This window comes from Acaryochloris sp. IP29b_bin.148 (assembly GCF_028285565.1).
Classification (GTDB): domain Bacteria; phylum Cyanobacteriota; class Cyanobacteriia; order Thermosynechococcales; family Thermosynechococcaceae; genus Acaryochloris.
Genome location: NZ_JANQOY010000083.1, coordinates 14445 through 38407, shown reverse-complemented (window position 1 = coordinate 38407; position 23963 = coordinate 14445). Strand labels below are relative to the sequence as shown.

Annotated in this window: 23 protein-coding genes and 1 tRNA gene; 14 read left to right on the top strand and 10 right to left on the bottom strand. The window is 48.4% G+C overall.

The features are described from left to right. Positions 1–147 precede the first annotated feature (147 nt). Positions 148–1062 (top strand): branched-chain amino acid transaminase, encoded by a 915-nt coding sequence (locus Q0986_RS07930; RefSeq protein WP_299407535.1) that lies wholly within the window; start codon positions 148–150, stop codon positions 1060–1062. A gap of 109 nt (positions 1063–1171) precedes the next feature. After that, on the top strand, positions 1172–2821 hold the full coding sequence (locus tag Q0986_RS07925) for a serine/threonine-protein kinase (protein ID WP_299407533.1): 1650 nt from the start codon (positions 1172–1174) through the stop codon (positions 2819–2821). An 11-nt stretch (positions 2822–2832) separates the two neighbouring features. Here Q0986_RS07925 and Q0986_RS07920 read toward each other — a convergent pair whose 3' ends face one another. From Q0986_RS07920 to Q0986_RS07905, 4 genes are all read right to left on the bottom strand, one after another. Next, on the bottom strand, positions 2833–4329 hold the full coding sequence (locus Q0986_RS07920; RefSeq protein WP_299407528.1) for a cobyric acid synthase: 1497 nt from the start codon (positions 4327–4329) through the stop codon (positions 2833–2835). Further along, positions 4329–4706 (bottom strand): Npun_F0494 family protein, encoded by a 378-nt coding sequence (locus Q0986_RS07915; RefSeq protein WP_299407523.1) that lies wholly within the window; start codon positions 4704–4706, stop codon positions 4329–4331. The genes Q0986_RS07920 and Q0986_RS07915 overlap by 1 nt, the downstream gene beginning before the upstream one ends. A 40-nt stretch (positions 4707–4746) precedes the next feature. Then, positions 4747–5952 carry a nucleoside triphosphate pyrophosphohydrolase gene (mazG, locus tag Q0986_RS07910; protein WP_299407518.1) on the bottom strand — a complete coding sequence of 402 codons (1206 nt, stop codon included), beginning with the start codon at positions 5950–5952 and terminating at the stop codon, positions 4747–4749. A gap of 105 nt (positions 5953–6057) precedes the next feature. Then, the gene (locus Q0986_RS07905) at positions 6058–6573 is read right to left on the bottom strand and encodes a metal-binding protein (RefSeq protein ID WP_299407513.1); all 516 of its coding nucleotides are present in this window, start codon (positions 6571–6573) and stop codon (positions 6058–6060) included. Between the two features lie 106 nt (positions 6574–6679). On the opposite strand from Q0986_RS07905, the gene Q0986_RS07900 reads away from it, so the two are divergent. From Q0986_RS07900 to Q0986_RS07880, 5 genes are all read left to right on the top strand, one after another. Further along, positions 6680–6752 (top strand) — tRNA-Val (locus tag Q0986_RS07900). A gap of 1247 nt (positions 6753–7999) precedes the next feature. Continuing rightward, positions 8000–8158, top strand: coding sequence for a hypothetical protein (locus tag Q0986_RS07895; RefSeq protein WP_299407510.1), 159 nt, complete (start codon positions 8000–8002; stop codon positions 8156–8158). After that, on the top strand, positions 8155–8421 hold the full coding sequence (locus Q0986_RS07890; RefSeq protein WP_299407506.1) for a hypothetical protein: 267 nt from the start codon (positions 8155–8157) through the stop codon (positions 8419–8421). Before Q0986_RS07895 ends, Q0986_RS07890 begins: the two co-directional genes overlap by 4 nt. A 56-nt stretch (positions 8422–8477) precedes the next feature. Next, entirely contained in the window at positions 8478–8696 is a 219-nt protein-coding gene (locus Q0986_RS07885; protein ID WP_299407503.1) for a hypothetical protein, read from the top strand. A gap of 206 nt (positions 8697–8902) precedes the next feature. Beyond that, a complete protein-coding gene (locus tag Q0986_RS07880) occupies positions 8903–9328 on the top strand; it encodes an endonuclease domain-containing protein (RefSeq protein ID WP_299407498.1) in 426 nt (141 codons plus the stop codon). Positions 9329–9626: 298 nt separating this feature from the next. Here the strand turns inward: Q0986_RS07880 and Q0986_RS07875 are convergent, their stop codons facing one another. The 4 genes from Q0986_RS07875 to Q0986_RS07860 all read right to left on the bottom strand — a co-directional run bounded on the left by Q0986_RS07875 (position 9627) and on the right by Q0986_RS07860 (position 12915). Then, on the bottom strand, positions 9627–10112 hold the full coding sequence (locus Q0986_RS07875; RefSeq protein ID WP_299407495.1) for a hypothetical protein: 486 nt from the start codon (positions 10110–10112) through the stop codon (positions 9627–9629). A gap of 165 nt (positions 10113–10277) precedes the next feature. Next, positions 10278–10442: a hypothetical protein gene (locus Q0986_RS07870; RefSeq protein ID WP_299407490.1), complete on the bottom strand. Its 165-nt coding sequence runs from the start codon at positions 10440–10442 to the stop codon at positions 10278–10280. Between the two features lie 108 nt (positions 10443–10550). Next, entirely contained in the window at positions 10551–11405 is an 855-nt protein-coding gene (gene folP / locus Q0986_RS07865; protein WP_299407487.1) for a dihydropteroate synthase, read from the bottom strand. A gap of 121 nt (positions 11406–11526) precedes the next feature. Then, the gene (locus tag Q0986_RS07860; protein ID WP_299407482.1) at positions 11527–12915 is read right to left on the bottom strand and encodes a hypothetical protein; all 1389 of its coding nucleotides are present in this window, start codon (positions 12913–12915) and stop codon (positions 11527–11529) included. Between the two features lie 260 nt (positions 12916–13175). On the opposite strand from Q0986_RS07860, the gene Q0986_RS07855 reads away from it, so the two are divergent. The 4 genes from Q0986_RS07855 to Q0986_RS07840 all read left to right on the top strand — a co-directional run bounded on the left by Q0986_RS07855 (position 13176) and on the right by Q0986_RS07840 (position 17085). After that, complete coding sequence (locus tag Q0986_RS07855) at positions 13176–13970, top strand: RNA polymerase sigma factor SigF (protein ID WP_299407478.1); 795 nt, start codon at positions 13176–13178, stop codon at positions 13968–13970. A gap of 142 nt (positions 13971–14112) precedes the next feature. Beyond that, positions 14113–15528 carry a CHAT domain-containing protein gene (locus Q0986_RS07850; RefSeq protein WP_299407474.1) on the top strand — a complete coding sequence of 472 codons (1416 nt, stop codon included), beginning with the start codon at positions 14113–14115 and terminating at the stop codon, positions 15526–15528. After that, positions 15528–16394 (top strand): M28 family peptidase, encoded by an 867-nt coding sequence (locus Q0986_RS07845; RefSeq protein WP_299407470.1) that lies wholly within the window; start codon positions 15528–15530, stop codon positions 16392–16394. Before Q0986_RS07850 ends, Q0986_RS07845 begins: the two co-directional genes overlap by 1 nt. A 49-nt stretch (positions 16395–16443) precedes the next feature. Continuing rightward, the gene (locus Q0986_RS07840; RefSeq protein WP_299407465.1) at positions 16444–17085 is read left to right on the top strand and encodes a TraX family protein; all 642 of its coding nucleotides are present in this window, start codon (positions 16444–16446) and stop codon (positions 17083–17085) included. Positions 17086–17147: 62 nt separating this feature from the next. On the opposite strand, the gene Q0986_RS07835 is transcribed toward Q0986_RS07840, so the two are convergent. After that, positions 17148–18920: a protein kinase gene (locus Q0986_RS07835; RefSeq protein WP_299407461.1), complete on the bottom strand. Its 1773-nt coding sequence runs from the start codon at positions 18918–18920 to the stop codon at positions 17148–17150. 888 nt (positions 18921–19808) lie between these two features. Here Q0986_RS07835 and Q0986_RS07830 point away from each other — a divergent pair. Then, positions 19809–20087 (top strand): hypothetical protein, encoded by a 279-nt coding sequence (locus tag Q0986_RS07830; RefSeq protein ID WP_299407457.1) that lies wholly within the window; start codon positions 19809–19811, stop codon positions 20085–20087. A gap of 123 nt (positions 20088–20210) precedes the next feature. Here Q0986_RS07830 and Q0986_RS07825 read toward each other — a convergent pair whose 3' ends face one another. Further along, on the bottom strand, positions 20211–21053 hold the full coding sequence (locus Q0986_RS07825; RefSeq protein WP_299407453.1) for a DUF1350 family protein: 843 nt from the start codon (positions 21051–21053) through the stop codon (positions 20211–20213). 269 nt (positions 21054–21322) lie between these two features. Here Q0986_RS07825 and Q0986_RS07820 point away from each other — a divergent pair, with 269 nt between their 5' ends. Together Q0986_RS07820 and Q0986_RS07815 are read left to right on the top strand one after the other, a co-directional pair. After that, complete coding sequence (locus Q0986_RS07820; RefSeq protein WP_299407450.1) at positions 21323–22207, top strand: CPBP family intramembrane glutamic endopeptidase; 885 nt, start codon at positions 21323–21325, stop codon at positions 22205–22207. A 249-nt stretch (positions 22208–22456) separates the two neighbouring features. Beyond that, entirely contained in the window at positions 22457–23941 is a 1485-nt protein-coding gene (locus Q0986_RS07815; RefSeq protein ID WP_299407445.1) for a glycosyl hydrolase family 57, read from the top strand. Positions 23942–23963: the final 22 nt, after the last annotated feature.

Below are 23963 nucleotides of genomic sequence, written 5' to 3'. Positions count from 1 at the left end.
AGTTTTGAAGCACAATTGCCGAGGCTCTTTCACGCACGTTAACTATCGATGCTAGTCTCAATTAGGACGGTGGCAGTTCCGAATTCCCGAACCAAAGGGAAGAATGGAATAGGTCCCCACTAAATTATTCGAGCATTGATCTGGGTTATGCATAACTTCTTGCCAACTGCCTACTTTGAGCACCAGTTCGTTCCCTTCAAAGAGGCGAATATCTCCATTGCCACCCATGCGCTTCACTATGGCACGGGTGCTTTTGGTGGACTGCGTGGCATTCCCGATCCACAAAATCCCAATCAAATTCTGCTCTTTCGGCTGGATCGACATTGCCACCGCCTTAGTCAAAGTGCTCGTTTACTTCACTTCGATTTACCCGCAGATAAAATCGAGCAAGTAATCAAGGAATTTGTGCAGAAGAACCACCCACAGACCTCCTTTTATATCCGCCCCTTTGTCTATACCTCCGACCTAGGAATTGCGCCCCGACTCCATAACATCGAAAAAAACTTTTTCGTTTACGGCATCGAACTGGGCGATTATCTCTCGCCTGAAGGGGTGAGCTGCCGCCTTAGTTCTTGGTGCCGTCAGGAAGACCGCAGCTTACCGTTGCGAGGCAAGATCAGTGGGGCTTATATCACTTCGTCATTGGCTAAAACAGAAGCCGTTGAATCGGGGTTTGATGAGGCGATTTTGATGAATGCCCAGGGCAAGGTGAGCGAAGCCTCCGGCATGAATATTTTTATTGTCCGGCATGGCAAAATTATCACCCCAGGCTTTGAACAAGATATTTTGGAAGGCATTACCCGTGATAGCGTCTTGCAACTTGCCCGTGACTTGGGCATCACTGTCATTGAGCGTCCAGTCGATAAGTCAGAATTGTTTATTGCGGATGAGGTTTTCTTGAGTGGAACAGCAGCCAAGATCACCCCAGTGAAGCGAATCGAAAACTATACGACGCCTAGCGACCGACCGATTACTGAAAAGCTCCGGGATAAGTTGACAGCCATTACCGAAAATCGCGACTCTCAATATCAGCAATGGGTTTTCCCCATTCCTCTCAAGTAACCCGTGGAAAAGGTTCCTTCTGACTTTATACCTATTAATTTTTTTAGGTGTATAACTGCTTGGCTTTAAGGAGCGGGCCGTTAGCATAGGAAGAAAGGGTGTTCCTTGCATGATCGCGTGCCTCAATCCAGCTTGTCATCACAGCAATCCTGAAGCTGCAACGGTTTGTGAGCACTGCCAGATAACGTTGCGATTGTGCGATCGCTACCGCCCTACTCAACTCCTCGGTCAAGGCGGATTTGGCCGTACCTTTCTCGCCGTTGATGAAGGCCAAGTGAATCATCCCGCCTGCGTCATTAAACAGGTGTGGCCCACCCAATTCCCGGATCCAGATAAGATTATTGAGTTATTCCATCAGGAAGCGCAACTGCTCAAAGAACTGGGATGCCATCCCCAAATTCCTCAACTGTTGGCCTCCGTTGAACAAGATGACAAGCTTTATGTGGTCCAAGAGTATATTGACGGCCAAAACTTGGCTCAAGAACGCACCGAAGTAGAGCGTTTTAGCCCCAAACAAATTCAGCAGTTACTCGCTGAGTTATTGCCCGTCTTGGGCTTTATCCATCAACATCAGTTGCTCCATCGTGATATTAAGCCTGCCAATATCATTCGACGGTCAACCGACCAGCAGCTTGTCCTAGTCGATTTTGGGGCAGCTAAACGGCTGACGGGTACTGCCATCGCTAAAACAGGCACTAGCATCGGCAGTGCAGAATATATCGCGCCCGAACAAGCCCGTGGCAAAGCTCAGTTTGCCAGTGATATTTATGGTTTAGGCGTGACTTGCATCCATCTACTGACGGGACTTTCGCCCTTTGATTTGATGGATGGTGATGGTCAATGGATCTGGGAATCGCTTTGTGACCAGCCGATTAAACCCGATTTAGCGACCGTTTTGAATAAGATGATTGCCCCGGCTGTAAGCCAGAGGTATGGGAGTGTGGAGGATGCGATCGCGGATCTCCACACTCCTGCAGAACTCAAACGGTCTCGCCTTCATCAGCTAGTCTATGGTGTTGGTCTTATAATCAAATTGTTTCTGGCGAGCTTGTTAGTATCAGGAGGATTCGGTATTCTTCTGCTCCTTCCTAAAACATCTTCCCCTCCCTCTATCCCTACCGCCATAAACACTCCGCAACCTTCTCCACTGATCCCTATTCCCGAATCTCCATTACCAAAGATCCCCACCCCTGTACCTGCCACAAGTGCAGAATTAAAAGCGTTGGAAAACCTAATTCTTATTGCCAATGCTAGCGGCCAATACTATCAAGCTCATGGTCAGTTTTTAACTGACTTATCCCGCCCGCCTGCTCTAGATCAATACACGCTCCAAATTACAAAACTAGGCAAACAGGGCCTCCAGGTATCCGGTATACCAACCACAGAGAAGTTGCGGAGTTTTATCATTCTGTCGTGGGGTGGGCCTTCCTCCGCTTCCCAGAACCAACCTACTTCTGCAAAAATGCAACCTAGCAGCAATCCTCTGGATGATGTCGGTTTATTTCATTTACCTAATCGGAATCGAAGTGGAAAAGCGGCACCCCATCTCGTGATCGCGAACTATTGTGAGAGCTTACAACCGAGCCAAATGCCACCCCCAAAAGCGGATTTACCGATACGACAACCCAAAACCTACAAAGACTGGCCTTGTCCAGAGGGGTATACCTTTGCCTTCACTGCAACAGAAATCATTGGCAAATTAGCCGCAACTCAAAGTCCTAGCGTGCTGTTTCAAATCCCCCAATCAGATCAGCGTTGATTCGCCTCCCACTATTGACGGCTTTGAGCAGGGTTAATAATAGGTTGAAGATCGAGGTGGGCGGCAATGGCGTCAGTGACTTGATCTAACCGTTGGTCACGATAGACCTCGTAATCGGGAATATGAATGGGTAAAGGAGGTAGATTCTTCTGAGCGCGCAGCTGATTTAACCAAGCACGTCGCCACGGTCCATTGTTAAACAATCCATGCAAGTAGGTGCCTAGCGTATTTTGGCGGGCTATGCCGAGGGTTGGATCCTCAAACCAAGCTTGCACTGCCTCTGGATGGAGCACCTCGGTCTGTCCTTGGTGAATTTCATACCCTTTGATGGTTTTTGCTGCGGGCAGCAATGATGCATAGGTGGGCAAGATCATCTGAACTTGGCGCTGGCGAGTGATCTTGTCGCCCGTCATCGTGGTTTTAAGCGGCAATAAACCTAAGCCAGAGAACTCACCGGGTTGGCCTTCTGTACCCTCAGAGTCAATAAGGGTTTGTCCCAACATTTGGAGACCACCGCAAATCCCTAATACGGTTCCGCCTGTTTGACTATAGGCTTGAATCTGAGTGGCCATGCCCGAGGTGTGGAGCTGTTGTAAATCGGCAATGGTGGTTTTAGAGCCAGGAAGGATCACGGCATCTGGCTGTCCTAAGGACTGATAAGGCGCAAGAAACTGTAGACGGACAGAGGGTTCGGCTTCCAGAGGGTCAAAGTCGGTAAAGTTCGAAATTCGCGGTAGACGGATAACGGCAATAGTCAGCTCAGCATTGGGTTTAGTTCGACGCCGTTCAAATAGATCTAGGGAGTCTTCGGCAGGGAGGGTCTGCTCCAGCCAGGGAATAACACCAACCACAGGAATTCCAGTCCGTTCTTCTAGCCAGGTAATGCCGGATTCTAACAGCGATCGCTGGCCACGAAACTTATTAATCACAAATCCTTTAATCAGAGCGCGCTCATCCGGGTCCAGCAGTTCCAAGGTGCCGACGATATGGGCAAAAACACCGCCTCGATCAATATCCGCAACAAGCAGCGTCGCGGCATTTAGATGTTTAGCCACCCGCATATTGGTGAGATCTCGGTGCTTGAGATTAATCTCAGCGGGACTGCCTGCGCCTTCACAGACAATCCAGTCAAATTCCTGCTGGAGCGTGGCTAAGGCTGCCGTAATCGCCTGCCACCCCCGATCAAAATAATCCCGATAATAATCGGCGGCTTGGGTCCGGCCCACGGCTTTGCCATTAAGAATCACCTGGGAAGTCATATCCCCTTGGGGCTTGAGCAAAATGGGGTTCATTTCCACCCGCGGCTCCAGATCAGCGGCCCAGGCTTGGACGGCTTGGGCATGGCCAATCTCATCGCCGCTATGGGTGACGTAGGCATTCAATGCCATATTTTGTCCCTTAAAGGGAGTGACTCGATGACCTTGACGCTTAAGCATCCGACAGATGGCGGCGGCCATAATTGATTTTCCGGCATGGGAGGTGGTCCCCACCACCATAATGGCGCTCATTAAACGGGGATCCGAACCCAGCGCTGGATAAGGTTTTGGAATCGGTCTGAGAGAGAAGGCTTGGGCAGATCCTTGCCCTGGTGCTGCCATTGGTCCATGAGTTGGCGTCCCAAGGGGGTGAGGCGAAAACTATCTGTCAGCCCCTGCCCATCCACCTCTCGACGCAGAAGGCCCACTTGGATCAGCCATAGTAAGCTATCTTCGGCTTGTCGCTCAGATAGGGCCGTTTGGGTATAGCCGGCGGTGACCCCGCTGCGATCGCACATCTCTGGCAGCGATACACTTTGCGATCGCATCGTCGCTAATAAATGGATCGTAAACGGACTGCAGGCCACGGCCCGGACTGCTCGGTTAATCGTGGAACGGGGATAATGCATAAATAGCGTGAACAGACTATGTATCTAACTGTAATCTGAATTAGGGTGAAGAGAGTTCAGAACTGGTTGGATCGGCGGTGGGTGCGCTCGTTTCGGGGGCCACAAAGGCGGTCGGCAAACCTTCGGGCAGGACGGCTGCCTCCTTCTCGCCTGAGGTGGAGGAGGATTCCAACTGTTGTTTTGCCGCTTGCCATAGGGCTTCTAATTCTTCAAAAGAATGCTCGGCTAAGGGTTTGGTGGTTTGGGTCTCAATAGTGGCGATCCGGTCAATCAGCTTTTTATTAGTACTGCGCAGCGCAGAGGTCGGGTCCAGTTGGCACCAGCGAGCGACATTGACCAGCGTAAAAAAGAGATCGCCCAGTTCAGACAGTTGATGTTCCGTATCGCTCTGTAACAACGATTCCTGAAACTCGGCTAGCTCCTCATAGAATTTGGTCCAGACATCGTTGAGATCTTGCCATTCTAGACCCGCAGCGGCGGCCTTCTCAGATAGTTTTAACCCGGCCATCAGGGGTGGCAAGCTACGGGTATACCGCTGCAGCTTGTCGCTCAGGGCTTGGGGTTGCTCGGTCGATTCACCTTTTTCGGCCGCTTTGATGTCTTCCCAGTTGGCCCGCACTTCTTCGACACTGTTGGCTTCCACATCAGCAAATACGTGGGGATGGCGACGAATCAGCTTTTTGGTAATGCCTTGGGCAATTTCTTCTAGACTAAACTGGTCTTGTTCGCTGGCAATTTGCGCTTGCAGCACGACTTGCAGGAGTAAATCCCCTAACTCTTCGGTAATGGCCTCTGGGCTGCCGGATTGGATGGCATCAATGGTTTCGTAAGCTTCTTCAATAATGTAGGGGGTCAGGCTTTGAGGCGTTTGCTCTAGATCCCAAGGACAGCCACCATCGGGCGATCGCAATTTGGCTACCACTTCTACCAGTTGCTGAACTGCGATCGTCACTGCCGATACCTGAGCAGGCAAATACACATTGGCAGGGTAAGAGATGCCTTTCTTTTCGCCAATTTGCTCTAGGGTTGTTTGCGAGAGCTGGGGGGCTTCAGGGGTTAGCTCTCCTACAATGCTGACGGGATAATCTAAAGGAAATGCGGCCTGCAAAGCGGCATGTAAGGTCCGCATCATGGAGGCGGATTCCACTTGAGTAATCAGGACGGGAACGTGGAGCTGGACGCCTTCAGTCAAGACACTGGCTGCCGTGACAATTTGCAATCTGGCGGGGGCTTCAGGACTAGGCATGGCGTCACAATTGTGAGGGCTAACCATATGATGCGTTATTTACCAGCCATATAGCCAGTAATTCAAGGGAAGTGATCAAGATTGCTGATCTAGGGGCGCAGCATCTTAGAACTTCAACCGTTTGAAGGTTGATTTGCATAGCGAACTGAGGCCATCACTAAAGGAATGGCTCATGGCTCCTAATTCTAGTCCCAATAGAATAGCGAGTCCTTCAGGCAAATAGCGTTGGCGGTATTGTTCGACCTGTTGCAAAAGACTCTGGCTTTCAATCGAGATATCCCCAACTTGAGTGAGTAGGACGCCTGTCAGCGCAGCGCCCATTCCCAGCCAGAGACCCAAATAGAACAACCGTAGTAGGGTGCCGATAATGGGGCCATGAGAGAGCCAAGAACGGTGGTGCAGTAGCTTTTGGTAGGGCAACCAAATCCCTCTGAGCCATCCCCACCGTTTGTATTGAACGGAGTAAATATCAAGATCGGGGCCAAACATCAGCCCACTAAATAAAAAAGCGCTACTTAAACTTAGGGTCAAGCTGGCACTCCGACTGAGGACCAGGGTAATGATGGTAATACCGGGAAGCATCCCTAGGGTAATTTGGTCATGGGTGCGGCCAGAGGGCATGGGAGAGGTGAGGGAAAAGTTGCATCCATTATGCTGGATTTATTGATTTTGTGGGTAAACCTAGCAACGGTCTGCTACAATACATCTTCGATTGCTTCAATCGTAAGGGCGATTAGCTCAGTTGGTAGAGCGCTTCGTTTACACCGAAGATGTCGGCGGTTCGAGCCCGTCATCGCCCATTAGTTGTAAAACTTAATCTTGATAAGGCTTGAAGGCTTTTATAACTAGCTTTCAGGTCTATTTTTGAGTGAATCGCCACATCGAATTTATGTTTGTTAAAGCTGGTTAGTTTGTAACAAGTGACCGGAAAGGATTAACCCATGAGAGAAAAGAAGACCTCTTGCAATATTCATTTCATGATGTGCTACTTACGCAAAGAATGTCGCGATCTGACTCGAATTTTAAGTCCTCTACCAAATCGTTAGTTGAATTATGCAAGAGGTCTAGAATAGAGATAAAGTCCAGGTTGTGTATGACCGAGGATAAATTAGGCTACGTTGGACCTAACCTGTCAGTAAATGAACAAGCCTTAATCTAGGTATGAACTATTACAGGCGATCATGGACCCAAGCCAGAATAGGCTCTTTATGTTTGGTTGTTTTAGAGGATGTTCGAAGAGGCCAGTCAGTAGTCTGTGATCTCTCGTTGGGATACAGAGCCTAAAATGCATGTTTTTCGTAGAAGATAGGTTTTAAAAACAGCCTTTTAGAGAAATGAATTCCCAAAAAGCATTCACTAATATGAATAGGTTAGAGTAGCTATCGTTTTATCTTTGGATATGCATCATATATCGAAGAATAATGGACTCAAAAATTAAAATTTTTGGCGATACAGCTGAAAACCAACCAAAGAACTGAAACAACACTGAATTTGAATCCATGCCAATCCACCCAGTATCAGGTTGATTCTTTGAATTAATTCTTTGATATGCTCCTTTCCCATCTCCAAAGTTAATAGCCCATCCTCTATTGAGGACAAATACAGCATCAATTAGTTCATATCTGCATTTGTTTTTCAATTAATAAAAATTTTTCTTTAAGCATATACTTCCTCAAAAAACATGTATATAACTTAAAAAATACATCAAAAATAGAAAAAATAAGAAAATACTGCAAATTTCTATGCTGGTATTGAAAATGCCATCTCTCATTGGTTTAAGTGAAAATTAATTGTAACTTTCTAACAGAAAGAAAAATCAAAAATATTTTTTGTAATGGTAAGTTTTTGTAGCCTGATTCTGTCTGTTCTTTTGTTTTGGCAAAAATAAAGGGCAGCATTGATTTTTTTGTGAGCTAATATTTTTTATAAAGAAAAAGCTAATTTCTGCAAGCTTCAAAGATGCTATATTGTTGTATACAATAGTTTGTAGCTTATGGGCAATCCAAACCCAAACCCTAACCCTAACAACCTCAAGTCGATACCTCGCATGGACGATACAACAGAGCCATTAGGAGCGACGGCTCTAATGGCGAGAGTACCTGTGGATGTAGATGCTGCCGTTCGTGCCCTTCCTAATCGTTCTGCTTGGCTTCGTCGTGTGATTACTGAAGCAGCCAAGAAGGAACTTATGGGAGGTCGTGAATGACGACTCGGCTTGACCGCATTGAGGCTGTTGTAGAGGCTAATGCTAAAGCTATCCAGGCCAATCGGCAGGCCAACCAGCAATCCCTCACGGAAATGCAACAAGCCATTGCTGAGACCCAGCGGCAATATCGAGGTATGGTTCAGGCCGTTGCTGCTATGGTTGATGCACACCGAGAGTTCATGCAACGCCCAACTGATCGCTTGGATCGCATTGAAAAGATTGTTGAATCTAATGCAAAGTCGATTCAATCGTTATCTGATTAGTGGCTGAATGAGATAGGACTATACCCCAACCACTCAAACAATATGGAAGGTGATGGATGGCTAGCGAATTGGATTGGCAACGGCGTGTGGCTGCGATAGAGCGCCGAGTTGCAAAGTTAGAGTCGGGACTTCAAGAGATAGATCATGTTGTTGATCCACAGGGTTGGATCGGTGAAGCATTTGAGACATTAGAAAATCATTTTGACTCCCGAATGGATGTGCTGGAGTCAAAATTGGATACGATGTTGCAGCACTTAACGGGTTATAAGGATTAGAATTGAGTGCAGGACAAAACTCTTTTAAGTTCGCTAGGGGTAGATTTTTAAGGAAACCACGATTTCTCAGAACTAGATACAATGCTCATGCTATTTTTCTAGTCAATAGTCACAATTATGCTGCATTAGCCCCCTAAATCCCCCAAAATGGGGGACTTTGAGATTTTTGATTATCTTAGATGTGAGACAGGGTTAGGGGTAACAAGATGCGAGAGAAGCAACGGCAACACTACCGCATTCGCGGCACGACCCCAGCAATCATTGCCGCCGCACGACGACTGAGACTAAATCTAACAACCGCCGAACAAAAGCTGTGGAAAGCACTGCAAAAACGTCAACTCAGCGGTCTGAAATTCCGCTGTCAACATCCCATCAGTTCGTTCATTGTCGATTTTTACTGTCCCCAATGCCGATTAGTGATTGAACTAGACGGCGACATCCACAATCAGCAGGTAGAGTACGACGAAGCCCGTACCGAGCAACTTAACCAGCTTGGTTACCGAGTGATCCGATTCCACAACTCAGACGTTATGCACCACCTAGAGCATGTACTTCAGCAAATCCGACATGCGAGTGAGCAAAGCATTGCTCTACAGTCAAAGTCCCCCAGAATGGGGGATTTAGGGGGCTAATGCAGAATTAACTGGAGCTTCTCAAGCCCATAATAACGACAGAGGGTGGGGGCTTCAATTTTCGTCTTATATTGAGGGATTAGAGTAGCATCAGTTGGTTTACTCCAGTGCTTTATTGGGAACGCTCAAAAGCTTTGTTGGCTCCTATAAAAAACCCAGGGAAAGATTCCCCTGGGCAGACTCCTTGGTGTGAGAAGTTAATCTCCTTCGATTGTAAAGATGGAATCTGAATGCTGAATGATGGGATTCTGAGAATAGAGCAAGGATTCACTGGGAATTTGGGATTAGCCCAACAGGTTTAGCTTTCTGGGGCTTCAGTCTCTTCAGAGGTCTCAGCTTCTACAGGAAAAAACTGCAACTGCTTATGGGATTTGACGCTTTTGTCCCCTTGTTGCCACTGCACCCGAGTAATTCTGATTCTGCCATCGGTGTTCAGCTCCTTTTGGAACGTCCCGACTTCCCCTGCGGGTAAGACCTTTGGCTCAATGGTGACGGTGCCTGCCTCGACGATTCGATCCGTCGTTTCCGAGTAAATTTCGTAATAGACCAGGGGCGTGAGGATGGTGGCCTCGGATTGATTCTTTAAACTTCCCCTCAGGGTATAAAACCAAGTGTCAGCAAGATTCTCTTTGAGGATTTCAACCTCTGTGACCAACGCATCTGGCGGCTTTTCTTCCTTCTTCGCTAGATGGAAGGATGGTTCAGATGTGGCTGGGCTGGCCGGAGCGATCGCACCTGTAACCAGGGTCGTAATCAGGAGGGGATAGAGTAAACGGTTTGGCATAGGGCAAGTGCTTAGATTAAAACCATCGACGCAGAGGGGGGAATAAAGAGTTCCGCTTTCAACTCACAAAACAGAACAATCCCGAACATTGCTAAGGGGATTAGCGCTGTTCAGGATCGCTGCAATAGGGGAGTACAAGGGTCGAGCACTCCCTGTGATTTGGAATTAAGCGAGACCCAGCCAGGAAAAAATGCCTTGACCTGTCACGGCTTCAAACACGATCGCTGCAATAAAAGCGAGCATGGCCGCACGACCACTAAACCGCTCTGCAAATTCATTGAATCCAATCTTTGGAGAATAGAGTTTAGGAACGCGGCTGGGTTCAATCATGGTTCGCAGGAAAATGTTAAGAAAGTTTACTTAAGACTCAGAATAAGAGTCTGAGGGTTTCTAAGTCAATTTTAACAAAAAGAACAGTACTGGAGTTGCAGTGATTACCTAACGCCAGATGGCATCGGCCACTTGGCAAACCTCTCGCATCGCCGCGCCATCGTGGATGCGAAGTAGGTCCGCTCCCCCTTGAATGGCTGCACAGCAGGCCGCAGCAGTCCCCCAAACCCGTTTCTGTGGGTCAGGTTGGTTCAGAATGTGACCAATAAAGCTTTTCCGCGATGGCCCTACCAGGATTGGGCAGTGCAAGCGCTGTAGTTGAGGTAGCTGGCGCAGGAGTTCTAGATTTTGGGGACCTGTTTTCGCAAAGCCAATGCCTGGATCAATGGCTAGGTGATCTGGGGAAATACCTGCTGCTAGCGCCGCGTGAATTTGCTGATCTAAAAAGCGAATAATCTCTTCAAGTAAATTGTCGTAGTCGGTCAGCTGCTGCATGGTTTGGGGTGTGCCTCGCCGATGCATCAAAATGATGGGCACCTTCAGTTTCGCCACGATGGGGAGCATCTTTGGATCGTCTATACCGCCTGAAACGTCATTGACGAGATCGGCTCCGGCTGCGATCGCAGCCTCTGCTACTGAGGCGCGAGTAGTATCCACCGAGATGGGAATGGACAGCTGAGTCCGAATCGCCTGGATTACCGGAATCACCCGTTCTCGTTCTTCCGCTTCCGGGACTTCTACGGCTTGGGGGCGGGTGGATTGACCGCCAATATCGAGAATATCCATGCCCGCTTGCACTAGATGATGGGCCTGCTCGACTGCCGCTTGCCGCGAGTTAAACTGGCCACCATCACTAAAACTGTCGGGCGTAACATTCAAAATCCCCATTAAATAGGTGCGAGTACCCCAGTGAAAGGTGTGTTCACGCAGGGTCCAGGGAGGGGCAGGGGCAACAGAGGTCATCAGGGTCGTGTTCTGGTCGAGAGGGGCATCATATCCAGGTCTCTGGGCAGCTGCCCTGTGGATTGACCCAGATGTTTTCTTAGAATAGCAATCGGCCTAGCTGGCTTAGCTCGACTGTGATTTAGAAGGATTGCAAGAACTGTTTTAAGGTCTTTTGCAATGGATCCAGGGGCGAGTCATTCAAAATCAAGACGAAGGGTTCCACGGCTTGATGGTTTGGCTGGGTGGAGATTTTCCAATACAGAATGCCCTGCAACAGATGGGGATAGTGCGCTTTAACGGTCTTGTAGAGAGCTTGCACGGCTAAGACGCGTTCTTGAGGATTCGTCGGTTGCATCGTCCACAGGATCACCTTTTGTTGGCCAGGTTTTCCCACCAAAGAAAAACCGCTATAGCTCCAGGGGGCGAGGGTGTTTTGCTCCCAACGGGTGTATCCTAATTCCGTGAAAATCACGGGCTTGTCCGTAATCGACTGAGCTTGGCGAAAGGTCTCTATATCGCTGAGAACTTGATGCCAACCGGTGGTTAACGCCTGTTGCAGTTGCCGCTGGTTTTGAGAATAGGGCTGCGATCGCAACGGGAAATAGGCATTCACACCAATAAAATCCAAGGCATCCCAAAATCCGATGGACTGATACTGATCAAAATTAGCTGCATAGGTAAGCTTGCCCCGATAGACCTGACGCGTTTGCTGAATCAACTGTCGCCAGTGGTGGTCTAAGCGTTGACGGCGACGATTAATGTTGGCAATGGCGGCCGATCGGTCTCTGTTCTGTCGACAGCAAACAACAGCCGTCGCCTCTGAGTCCAAATAACTGACCTGTTTGGCCCATGTCTGCCAAGCTTGTAAGCGTTGTTCTAAAAACGCTTCTAAGCTGGCAAATCGATGGCCGTCTTTTAGCTGAAGTTCAGAAAAGGGAATCCGTTCCTTGTGTTTTAGCAGGTTATGGATCAGTGCGCGCTGCTGAATCGGATCGAGATAGTAGCGTTCTAGGTCGGGTAGATCTGTGACCGGCTGTGTCGAGGTGAGGGCATTCATTTCACTCCCAAGCCCGAGAATATCAACGCCCTCAGCCTCCGCAATCACGGCCCATTGGTGGACAAAGGCCGTATATTGCTCGAACCACTCGGTCAGTTGTTGATCGGTGTGGGGCAGAATCAGCCCATGCCAGAGGAAATGGTTGCGAGGATAGGCATGATCTAAGGCAATGCGCAGAATTAACACCACGTTCAGCCCTGCTGCTTTGGCGGCCCGAATTTCCTGGATAATCCCCTGATCCTCAGCCTCAAATTTCAACTGGGCTGAATCCCATTCTGCTTGCGTGGCATAGACGGTGACTTCCACGGTATTCATATCGGCGGTCTTTAATGCCTGAACCCAGCGGGAGGGATTGGGTTCATTGACCTGAATCCCTCCCAAGTAAAAGGGCCACACAGGGCTGGCTTGATTCAGAATTATCAAAATAGGTAACAGAAACGCCAGAATGACCCACCGCGATCGCATTTTCATTTAATTAATTGACCGATTATTTTAGACTGACCCTTGATCCAGTTTGCCACCCAACGCTGCTGTGTTTAAATCAGACTCAGCAAGCGTTTTAGAGTTTTTAAATTCCCCCGCTCTGGGTGTGAATCCTCGTTTGCCTCCGTAGATCTGCGGACTAATCACAAATCGAGGATGCTGATATTCCCGTATTTTAACGATGGTTTTCCTCAGCCAGTGTCAGCATAATGATTTTCAGATACAGGCAAACAGGACTAAATACAACGATGGCTTATCAAACTTCTCTTCAATCGCAAACCATGGAATTGCTGGTCGCTTATCGCCAGAAGCCCTCTGTACAATTACGAAACCGCCTCGTGCGATTGAATATGGGGCTAGTCCGCAAAGTTGCTCATCGTCTGACTCACCAATGTGCTGAGCCCTATGAAGATTTGGAGCAATGTGGATTCCTAGGTTTGATTACCGCCATTGAACGATTTGACCCCTCTCAAGGCTATGCCTTCAGCTCCTTTGCCGTCCCCTATATCCGAGGCGAAATTCTCCACTTTCTCCGCGATCGCGCCAATACCGTCCGCATTCCCCGCCGCTGGCAGCAGCTCAGCCGCGATGGTGCCAAGGCTCGCCAAGCGTTGACGATGGAACTGGGTCGTCAGCCCAGCGATCAAGAGATTGCCGATGCCCTCGACTTATCCATGCAAGAATGGCGCTCGGTCAAGCTTGCCACCACCAATCGTGTTCCCCTTAGCCTCAATGCTCGGGTTTCCTCTGGTCATCAGTCTGATTCAGCGATGACTCTGGGCGACACCCTGATGGATGTACACAGCCAAATTCTCCAAGCCAACCAAGAAGATCGAATTGAACTGCAGCAAGCCTTAAATCAACTCGAAGATCGCACTCGCATCATGATTGAGTCTGTCTTCTTCCATCAGCTCTCCCGCCAGGAAGTCGCCAAGCGAATTGGGGTTAGCTCGGTTACCGTCACCCGCAATATGAAAAAAGGAATTGATAAATTAGTGGACTTGCTCCAGCAGCAGCCCAACGCCTTGCAAACAGAGCACTAAACGGTTTCTTCTCCACAGTAGGACATGCAACGCCCCTACATGCTTAAAGCGTGTAGGGGTTTACTTTTTAATGGGGTTTGATCACTTAGAGCGCTAGCCCTGCGTATAGACTGAAAAATAAGACGTCTTACCAGGGGTTTATATGTTGAGGCGAACGCTCAATCGAACGGCGACTGGTTTTCAGGCCGGTTATGTATCTAGACCAAGGGATGGGACAGCAAAACAGTCTGTCTCGGGCTGGCGACGGATGGTGATATTGACCAGCCTTTGGATGGGACTGGGGGGCCTCTGGCCGAGTGCTGTGCCAGCAGCAAAGCCTGTTTTGAGTGCCTCCCAGCGGTTTTTGGCGATGGAGCGGAGCTTTGAGGAAGAGTTTGAAGACTTTTTTGAAGACGATATGGCTGAGGTCACCCAGGACCCCAAAGCAGTGGCCCAAACTCTAACGCGCATTAGCCAAGAATCAGGGACGAACCCTGGCGTCATCTGGGTGATCCCCCGTGAAGATCATTTACATCTCGTGTTGCTGCTGCCGGGTGGCAAACCCATTGTCAGGGATTTATATGATGTGTCCCGTGCCAAGTTGCTGAAAACCGTTGCCGCCTTCCAGACGCAAATTGATAATCCTGACGAGCCGTGGAATCTAGACCTCGCCCAGCAATTGCATCAATGGTTGATTGAGCCATTTGAGAAAAAACACCTGCAAGCTGGGGATATTGATACCCTCCTGTTTTGTCTGGGCAATGGTCTGCGAGGATTGCCCTTAGCCGCTTTACATGATGGCGAACGCTATTTGGTCGAAAAGTACAGTTCCAGCAATATTCCTGCCTTCAATCTGATTCAAACGGACTACAAGCGCCATCAACAAGGAAAAATTCTAGCTGCGGGTGCTTCCGAGTTTCTACTACAGGATCCCTTGCCCTCCGTGCCCACAGAAATTTCAGCAATTCTCAACTTTTTTAGAACCCAACGCTTAGGGCAAGCCCAGTGGCAAGGGCAATTGTTGCTCAATGGCAACTTTACCCTCCAAAACTTAAAGTCTCAGTTGGAGGACCAAACCTATAACATCGTCCATTTGGCAACTCATGCTGAGTTTAAGCCGGGGCGGCCTCGCCAATCGTATATTCAATTGACCGATACTCGCCTCCGTTTAGACGAGATGGGCTCAATCAACTGGTCTAATCCTAGTCTGGATCTATTGGTGCTCAGTGCCTGTAAAACCGCGCTGGGCGATCGCACTGCTGAATTAGGTTTTGCAGGTATTGCGCTGCGGGCTGGGGTGAAAACGGCGCTGGGAAGCCTATGGTATGTCAGCGATGTGGGCACCCTGGCGATTATGAGTGAGTTTTACCAGCAGTTACCTCAGCGTAAAACCAAAGCGGAAGCCTTGCGTCAATCGCAACTGCAAATGCTCCGAGGCCAGACTCGGATTGAACAGGGCCAGTTAATCTTGTCTGGTTCACCCATTGTGTTACCCCGTGAAGTGGCTGAAGGGGCCGATATTGATTTTTCCCATCCTTTTTATTGGTCAGGTTTTACGATGCTCAGTAGTCCTTGGTAATGTCTAATTCAACTCAGGAGACGCCAATTCAAGAGCGGCTAGCGCTGCATTTAGCTCACTTAGTGCGGGAGCGAGATCCTTATTTGGCCACTGAGGGGCATTTCTATGCCAAAACCTATATTGCCCAAGAGCTGAGCCAGTTCGGTACGGTCCACAAGCATCCGTTTCAAACCCTGAAAAAATATGCAAATAGCATCCATGAAAACTTGATCTTGTCGCTCCCCGGAACTCAGCCATTACCGCCGATTTTGATCGGTGCCCATTTTGATACGGTTCCTGGATCGCCGGGGGCGGATGATAATGCCTCCGGCCTTGTGGTTCTCCTGGAGCTGGCGCGATATTTTTATCACCATCCTGCTCGTTATCCGCTGCAAATAATTGCCTTTGATCTAGAAGAGTATGGATGTCTGGGAAGTCAGGCCTATGCCCAAGATCTCAAGCGGAATCAGACTCGGATTACAACCATGATGAGTCTGGAAATGTTGGGTTATACCGATCAAACGCCCCATTCTCAGAACTATCCCGCTGGATTGGAGTATTTGTATCCATCCACAGGCAACTTTATTGCTTTGTTAGGGAATTTGCGGTCTATCCCCACCATGTTTAAACTATCCCATCATCTGAAACAGCAGGGAGCCCCTTGTGAATGGCTACCTGTACCGTTTCGAGGTACGATTCTTCCCGATACTCGCCGTAGCGATCATGCTTCATTTTGGGACCAAGGGTATGCTGCGCTGATGGTGACCGATACCGCCAACTTAAGAAATCCGCACTATCATCAACCCAGTGACACCCTTGATACGCTCGATTTAGACTTTCTGGAGGCCGTTTATAGGGGGCTTGTGCAAGCCCTGCGTTGGTTCTAACGGTTAGTGCTCAAGGATTGAAAACGTTGGTCCCCCGCATGGTGATGTATTGACTGCTTACCACCTCAAGCTCTTGGCTGTCGGTCTGATGCTCATTGATCATGTGGGACGGCTGTTTTTCCCCCAAGCTCACTTTATGGTGGCGATGGGACGCTCTAGTTTTCCGTTATTTGCCTTCTTAGCAGCAACGGGCGAGAAATATTCTAAAAACATTAAGGGGTATCTGCTGCGGTTAATTCTGCTGGGTCTTTTGACTCAGCCTATTTATGCCCATTTCTTCCAGCTGCTGTTTGAGAAGGACGCACCCTTGAACATTTTATTTGGTTTAGCCCTGGGGGTGGTAACGCTGCGCCTGGCCAAACGATTGGGCAGGCCGCTGCAAAAGCTAGCCATTATTCTTCTTTTTTCAGGTATTGCGGCCTTGGTGCCTGTTGAAGGGGGATTAACCACCATCCCCACCATTGTGGTGATGTCTCTGTTTCAAAACACCTTAGGATGGTGGCTGAGCTATGCCCTCTTGGAAATGGCGAGTGTCTGGATCTTGTCCTATTCCCCCATCTCGTTGTTTAGCCTTTGTGCTCCCCTGTTCCTGATTGCATACAATGGCAAACAAGGCCCCAAAACGCGTCTCTTTTATGGGGTTTACCCCCTTCATTTTCTAGTCCTGATCGGTATCTATCGATTGTTGTAAAACCAGGCGTACTGTCCCCTACCGATTCGTTCACGGTTGAGCAAGGCGATTTGGCCTCGGGCCTAGCCTTTGCGCGTTACGATCATCAACTGGTCTGGGTTGCTGATAATCCAACCTTGGATGCGATCGCTACTAAATTCCGCGGTGCGGGTTTGGCTTTTTTGATCCATCAGACGTTTTAAGGTTGCTTGAGAGTCCTGGATAGCGCTCTGAGGACTCCCTTGCAGAATGTGGTTGAGGCGAGCAGCGATAAACTTATCGTCAATATCGCCGCGACGATAGATTTCTGCCGTTTGTAAGACGAGATTGGACTGGCACCCATACATCACTTCCAAGGTCATGCCAGGGGCAATTTGATAGCGCTCAAACCAGGGGTCATACCAAGATTTGGGATCTGCTGCATAATCTGCATCGGTGGGCTGCCGATAGATAGGCCAATCTGCGCTATACACTTGAATCGGGGAGTAACCGAACTTCGTTTGGATTTGTTGGGCTGTGGTTTTCGTCTCTACGTCTGCTAAAGATATGGCCCCAATGCCCGCTAAGCTACGCTTGGGTTTACCGGGAGGTTTTTCCAAATTGATGGCATCAAGTTCCTGATCCATGGTTTGGCCCAACTCGATATGAGTGAGAGCTGCAAATTTCTGCCGAGCTTCCTGTGCATGTTCAGAGGTGGCGGGGACGCTCAATAGGGTTTGAATGGCATCTCGTTCTTTGCCTTGAGCTGTAAAGGTATTGGCTGCTTGGACTAGGGATTGGCCGGTATCTGTATCATGGGTGGCTTTCACCGCTTTTAGGTCCAATCCTTGGGAGCTGATTGCGATCGCAACCCCAATCCCTCCGACTAACATTGCAGTCATGGCGGCAGTGGTTGAGACCTTGACTTTTCTGAAGCCCCTCTCAGAAACTTGGGTCACCGCTGCTGGGTCGACGTTCAATGTGGCTTCTTCGGGTTCAGGCAGATCTAATAGGGTAGGCCGTTCATGAATTGACTGCTCTGAAATAACCGTTGCAACAGTACTTGTATTCTGTAAGGTCATTGCGTCTAGCATTTCGCTGGCCGTATGGAAGCGATCTTGAGGACTAAACTCAGTGGCCTTATTCAAAATAGTGGCCAGGTGATCATTGACGTGGGGGGCATATTGCCGCCAGTGGAGTTGGCCAGTATTGTAGTCTGCTTCCATCTCCCCTGGGAGTTTGGCCGTCAAGGCATAGATGGCTGACATGCCCAAGCTATAGAGATCGCTGGCATACACCGTGCGTTGGGCGGCTTGCTCAGGGGCCATAAACCCCTCAGTGCCGATCACAATCGAATCGATAACATTGCCGGAAAAGCTAATGCGAGTTTTAAGATGCTGCTTCATGGAGCCAAAGTCGATCAGCACAGGGCGACGGTCGGTTTGGCGCAAGATCAAATTGTCCGGTTTAATATCCCGATGGATGACTTTGAAGCTATGGAGATAGTTGATGACGGGCAATACCCGCAGTAATATTTGCTGGACTTCTTCAGCAGAGAGCTGCCCCAAGGTTCTGACTTTCTCTCCTAAGGTGGGGCCATCGACCCATTCCTGGATCAGGAACAAACGGCCATTCTGCTCAAAATAACCATAGAGTTGAGGAATTTGATCGTGCTTCAGCTGCTCTAGTAAGATGGCTTCCTCTTTGAATTGCTTGAGTGCGATCGCATAGCAGTCTTGGTTAGGAACGTCAGGCTGTAATTGCTTTACGACACAGTGACGCCGAGACAACATATGGGTGTCTTCCGCCAAGAAGGTCTCTCCAAACCCACCTTTGGCAAGCTGTTTAAGGATACGAAAGCGATTATTCAAGAGCATAGGGAGGAATCCTCCAGAGAATTCAAGCTGCGAGCCGTTGACTCGCGGAAAATTATGGTAGAAGGGGTGTGCCTATAAGATATACAGCCTTTCGCTTTTGCGCTCAGTGATGACCATCAAAGGGGGGGGTGATGACTGTCACTGGGGTACCCATCTGTATGGGGGTGTGTATGGGTTCGCGAATTCAGGAAGAGAACACCTGTCTGACTCTCCTCATCCAGCAAGATGACCCTCGTCGGTTATCTTCCCCAATCTTGATATACGTTCAACATCGTCTTGATATGCATTGAACAGTGCGGACTGATAGCTAGATCAATGCCAAGACAAGGTGTTGAGCCTTGGCATTGATCGGATTGCCAACAAAAAGGGGGGGACTAATGCTGGCTGGTCTATAAGTCTCGATAAATGGCAGCAATGTTCCCGTGATCGGGGTTGAATTTTTCGATAAATGTTCTAATGAAATATTAGGAAAAAGTTAAGACTCAGGTTTTTCCGTAGTTCTAAATAGCTAATTTGGACAGATGTAAAAACCAGAGGTGTTCTCTAGAAAGAATAAAAAATTTTCTTTGGCTCGTGATTCAAATAAAATAACTAACCTTCTATATTCCCTTTTGTAGAGGATTATAGGCTTATTTTTTGTTTAATAGAAAAGTATTTTTGCTCTAGGATCACTCTGTGAATCTCGAACTATCACGCTTTCTATGTGATCCAGGTTAGGGGGGATTGCAATATTTCTCGATACGTTACTGAAAGAAGGCGAAACAATAAATTATTAGCTTGTTGGATTTCTATTAATACAAAAATAGAACGATCAATAGCGATGAATTTGTTTTTTGTCTATATCAGTCAACGTTGTTTATCTCTCATTCTCTGTTGGAGGAATTTATTATGCTAAAGCCCATTAAAGTCACCCTATTGGGGGTAATGGCCGCAACCACCACTGCACTTGCGATCCCTCAGGCCAATGCCTATGTTGCCAATGTTGATCAACAACCAGAAGCCACTGAGCACGCTGAGAAGTTGTTAGTCACTTCTCGTCGTCGATGGTTCTGGCGCAAAAAGTGGATCTGCTATCGTCGCCCGGTTGTCATCTACCGTCGGCACCGCAAGATCGTCAAATATAAGCGTCACTGTCGCTGGCGTTGGGTTCGTGTTCATCGTCACTAAATCCATCTCTGTTGATAGCCACCTCGATCTCAGGTCTGAGACGGTTCCATAATGTCAACATTTTGCCAGGTCAGCTCTAGGGGTAACCCTACGCCTAGAGCTGTTGTTTCGATGGATGCAGCCTTAGAGCGCTTGCAAAAACTGGAGGACGGTATCTGAGAGGGTGCGATCGCCCGAACGATACCCCAAAGGTGTCAAATGTTCTCCCTTTAGTTCTGCTCTTTGGGCTGGTTTATGAGGTAAATTCGCCGTCAACCAGTCAACGGTCTCACGCGCAATCTGATCGCGATCAAACGAAATCAGTCCCATCAAGCCAAATAATCCACTGCCCTTGATCAGGCAATGGGTTTCTTCCACACTGGGTTTTACATCTAGACCCAGACGTTTGACAAACTTTGCCACGGCTGGCACAGGTATCGCACTTTCAATACCCGTAATCGCTGGGGCCATCAGGATCGAAGGCTGATTTAAAAGGGAAATATCCTTAAAATCAACATTCTGGAGGCGATCTTCAATTTCCTGGTACTGATCAGCGCCAACACAATCGCCCAAAACATCTTGCTCAGATTTAGTTTCTAAGTCTGTTAAAAGTTCTAGTAAGGCAATATATTTGTTGCCCAGACTATGGCCAATCCAAACGTAATTTTTATCCGCTGAGGTGGGATCTTCTTCATAAATTTTGTAAGCATAGCCTCGACGTTGGGCTTCATCCCGAATGGTCACCCGGAGCGCTCGTTGTTCCCTCACTAAACCGATCGCAACCGACCAGTGGCGAAACGTAAATCGATAGGGCAAGGCAATGATGGTGTAGCCTTGGTCATAAACCTTCTGGAGGAGATATCGGTAAAAGACGGTAGGAAATGTGCCAAAAAAGGCTCCTCCAATAAATTGAACCACCCCAATCGGTTGAGGATGAATCGCGACCCAACTAGACTGCAGCGGTAAGAATTTAAATGTTGATTGCATAAATAATCCTCGTCAATATTTGAGTTCAAAGGGACTGACGGTGGCTATTGCTGTTTTTAATAGACAGACATGGTCGTTTTTCTGGGGACTAAAGACAATCCGTAGACTGGGATAACGGTTAAGTGGTTCAGTCTGAACCATTCACAAAAACTAGTATGACCCTACTGTGTCTATTCCGGCTGATTCTGTTAGGAATGTTGAAAAAAAGAGTGTTATTGTCGGCTTCTGACGGTTCGCTTTAGGGTTTGCTTTCTACGAGAAAATCACGTATGGCTCCACAAAAAGATTCGCAAAGTTATCTAGCCTTTGCCCGTCTAGGGAAGGGAGAGGGGTGGCGCTATATCCTCGGTGTGTTAGCCATTGCTTGGACATGGTGGAATGTCTGTGGCTACGTTGGTTGGATTGGCCAAACCCTATTCTTCCGGATCTTTGAGTCCACGCTACTGAGTACCATCGTTGGGGCACTCGTTACGTTTGTGCCGTTGCTGTTGCTCCTGTGCTTTATTGTTTACGAGATTCATCAACGCCCATTGCAGACCTTAGTTAATGCCGAGCTATCCATTCACTACAGGCGTATTTGGCTGGGTTTTGGCGTCTGGTGGGCACTTTTAACCCTATTCTTTATCCCCAATCTATGGATATCGCCACAGGACTATACCTTGAGTTTTCAACCAGGGGTATGGTTTGCCATGCTGCCGATTGTCCTCATCCTCACGCCTATTCAGACCTCAGTAGAAGAACTCTTCTATCGTGGTTACCTGATGCAAGGGCTGAGCTTACTCACTAGAAATCCAGTGGTGCTAACCATTGCCACTAGTCTTGCCTTTGCAATTCCTCATTTCAATAATCCTGAAATGCAACGAGGATTTCTCCTGGGGGCGCTTAACTATTTCCTTTGGGGCGTCTTTGCTGCCGTGATCACCCTGAAGGACAATGGCTTGGAATTAGCATTGGGCGTCCATGCCGCGAATAACCTTTTTATTGTTCTAATTCTCAATCTACCGGATTCTGTCTTGCCGACGCCGTCGATATGGACCTATGTGGGCCCCATTCATGCAGGTGAGGACTTGATGGGGACACTTTTGTATGCCTCGCTTTTCTACCTCATCTTTTTCGGCGGTGTTTTTCGACGTCATCCACCTGCGACAGACTAGACCGCTGGAATGAAAACATTGAACGGATTCAATCGCGTTGCAGGACTCAAAACGGTATCCGTACAAGCAGTTTTATGCATTGTGTACTTCGAGAATGAGGTGTTAGTGATCTGGCTTTTTCAGAATCCTGACAATAATTTATAGAATTTAGCCGAGCTTAAGCCTATTTTCTAAAAGAGTGATCTATCATCTGACAGGAAAATCTTCCAACTTGATCTAAATCCTCACTATCACAAGGATTACGCCTTTATGATTGCAACTGCACCATCGCCAAATGCTCATCAAGATGATCTTCAGTCTTTGTTGCCCAATCTCGCAGGTCGGGAAGCGGAACTTGCCACCTTGGTCAATCATTCTGATCCCGTTTACTTACCGACCACTGATTTGCGGTTAGAGAACATCAACGCTAGCTTTGCTTGTGCCCTACATATGCATCAGCCCACTATCCCTGCGGGCTCACAGGGCGCACTCATTAGCAACCTGCAACATATGTTTGAAAATCCTGGCGATGGCGATAACCATAATGCCTCGGTATTTGCTTGGTGCTATAGCCGTATGGGCGATTTTATCCCCGAGTTGGTGAGTGCGGGCTGCTCTCCTCGAATCATGTTGGATTATTCCGGCAATCTGTTGTGGGGACTTCAACAGATGGGACGGGACGATATTTTAGACAACCTCAAGCAGCTGACGTGCAATCCCCAATATCAACCCTATGTCGAGTGGTTGGGCACCATGTGGAGCCATGCGGTGGTCCCCTCTACCCCGATTCCTGATTTAAAACTGCAGATTCAGGCTTGGCAACAATATTTTGCCAGCCTATTTGGTGATGAGGCCCTCAAGCGGGTGAAAGGATTTTCTCCCCCAGAAATGCACTTGCCCAACCATCCTGACACCCTGTTTGAATACATTAAGGCCCTCAAAGAATGTGGCTATCGTTGGCTGATGGTGCAGGAACATTCGGTGGAGCGTCTCGATGGTTCAGGGCTATGGCATGACGACAAATATATTCCCAATCGGCTAGTGGCTCGCAATTCCAAAGGGGAAACGATTAGTATTACGGCTTTGATCAAAACGCAAGGGTCTGATACCAAACTCGTTGCCCAAATGCAGCCCTACCACGAAGCTAAAGGCCGTGGCCGCCAGGATATTGGTGGTATCTCCGTTCCCTCTTGTGTCACCCAAATCGCTGATGGTGAGAATGGGGGCGTGATGATGAATGAGTTTGCCCGCGATTATCAGCCCGTTTGGCAGGAGTTAAAAGATCAAGGGTCTGGCGTCGCCGGTATCCATGGTACGGAATATTTAGAGCTATTAGATGCGGCGGGCGTCAATCCCGAAGATTACCCTACGTGCCAGGCTGTGGGCCAGCATAAGATCTGGAACAAGATTGGCACTGACGCTGTTACTCCAGAAAAAGTGGAAACAGCCATTCAAGAGCTGCAAGCCACCGACCACCAATTCCATATGGATGGAGCCTCTTGGACCGATGACTTGAGCTGGGTGAAAGGGTATGAGAATGTTCTTGAACCGATGAACCAGCTCAGTGCGATGTTTCATCAGAAATATGATCCCCTGGTTCAGGCGGATCCAACCACGACCCAACGGGCAGACTATCAGGAAGCGCTCCTCTACGTTCTCCTAGTGGAAACGAGCTGCTTCCGATATTGGGGCCAAGGGACTTGGACGGACTATGCTCGTGAATTATTCCGTCGGGGAGAAAACTTGCTGAAATAAGTTATTTTCTCTCGACTTGCCT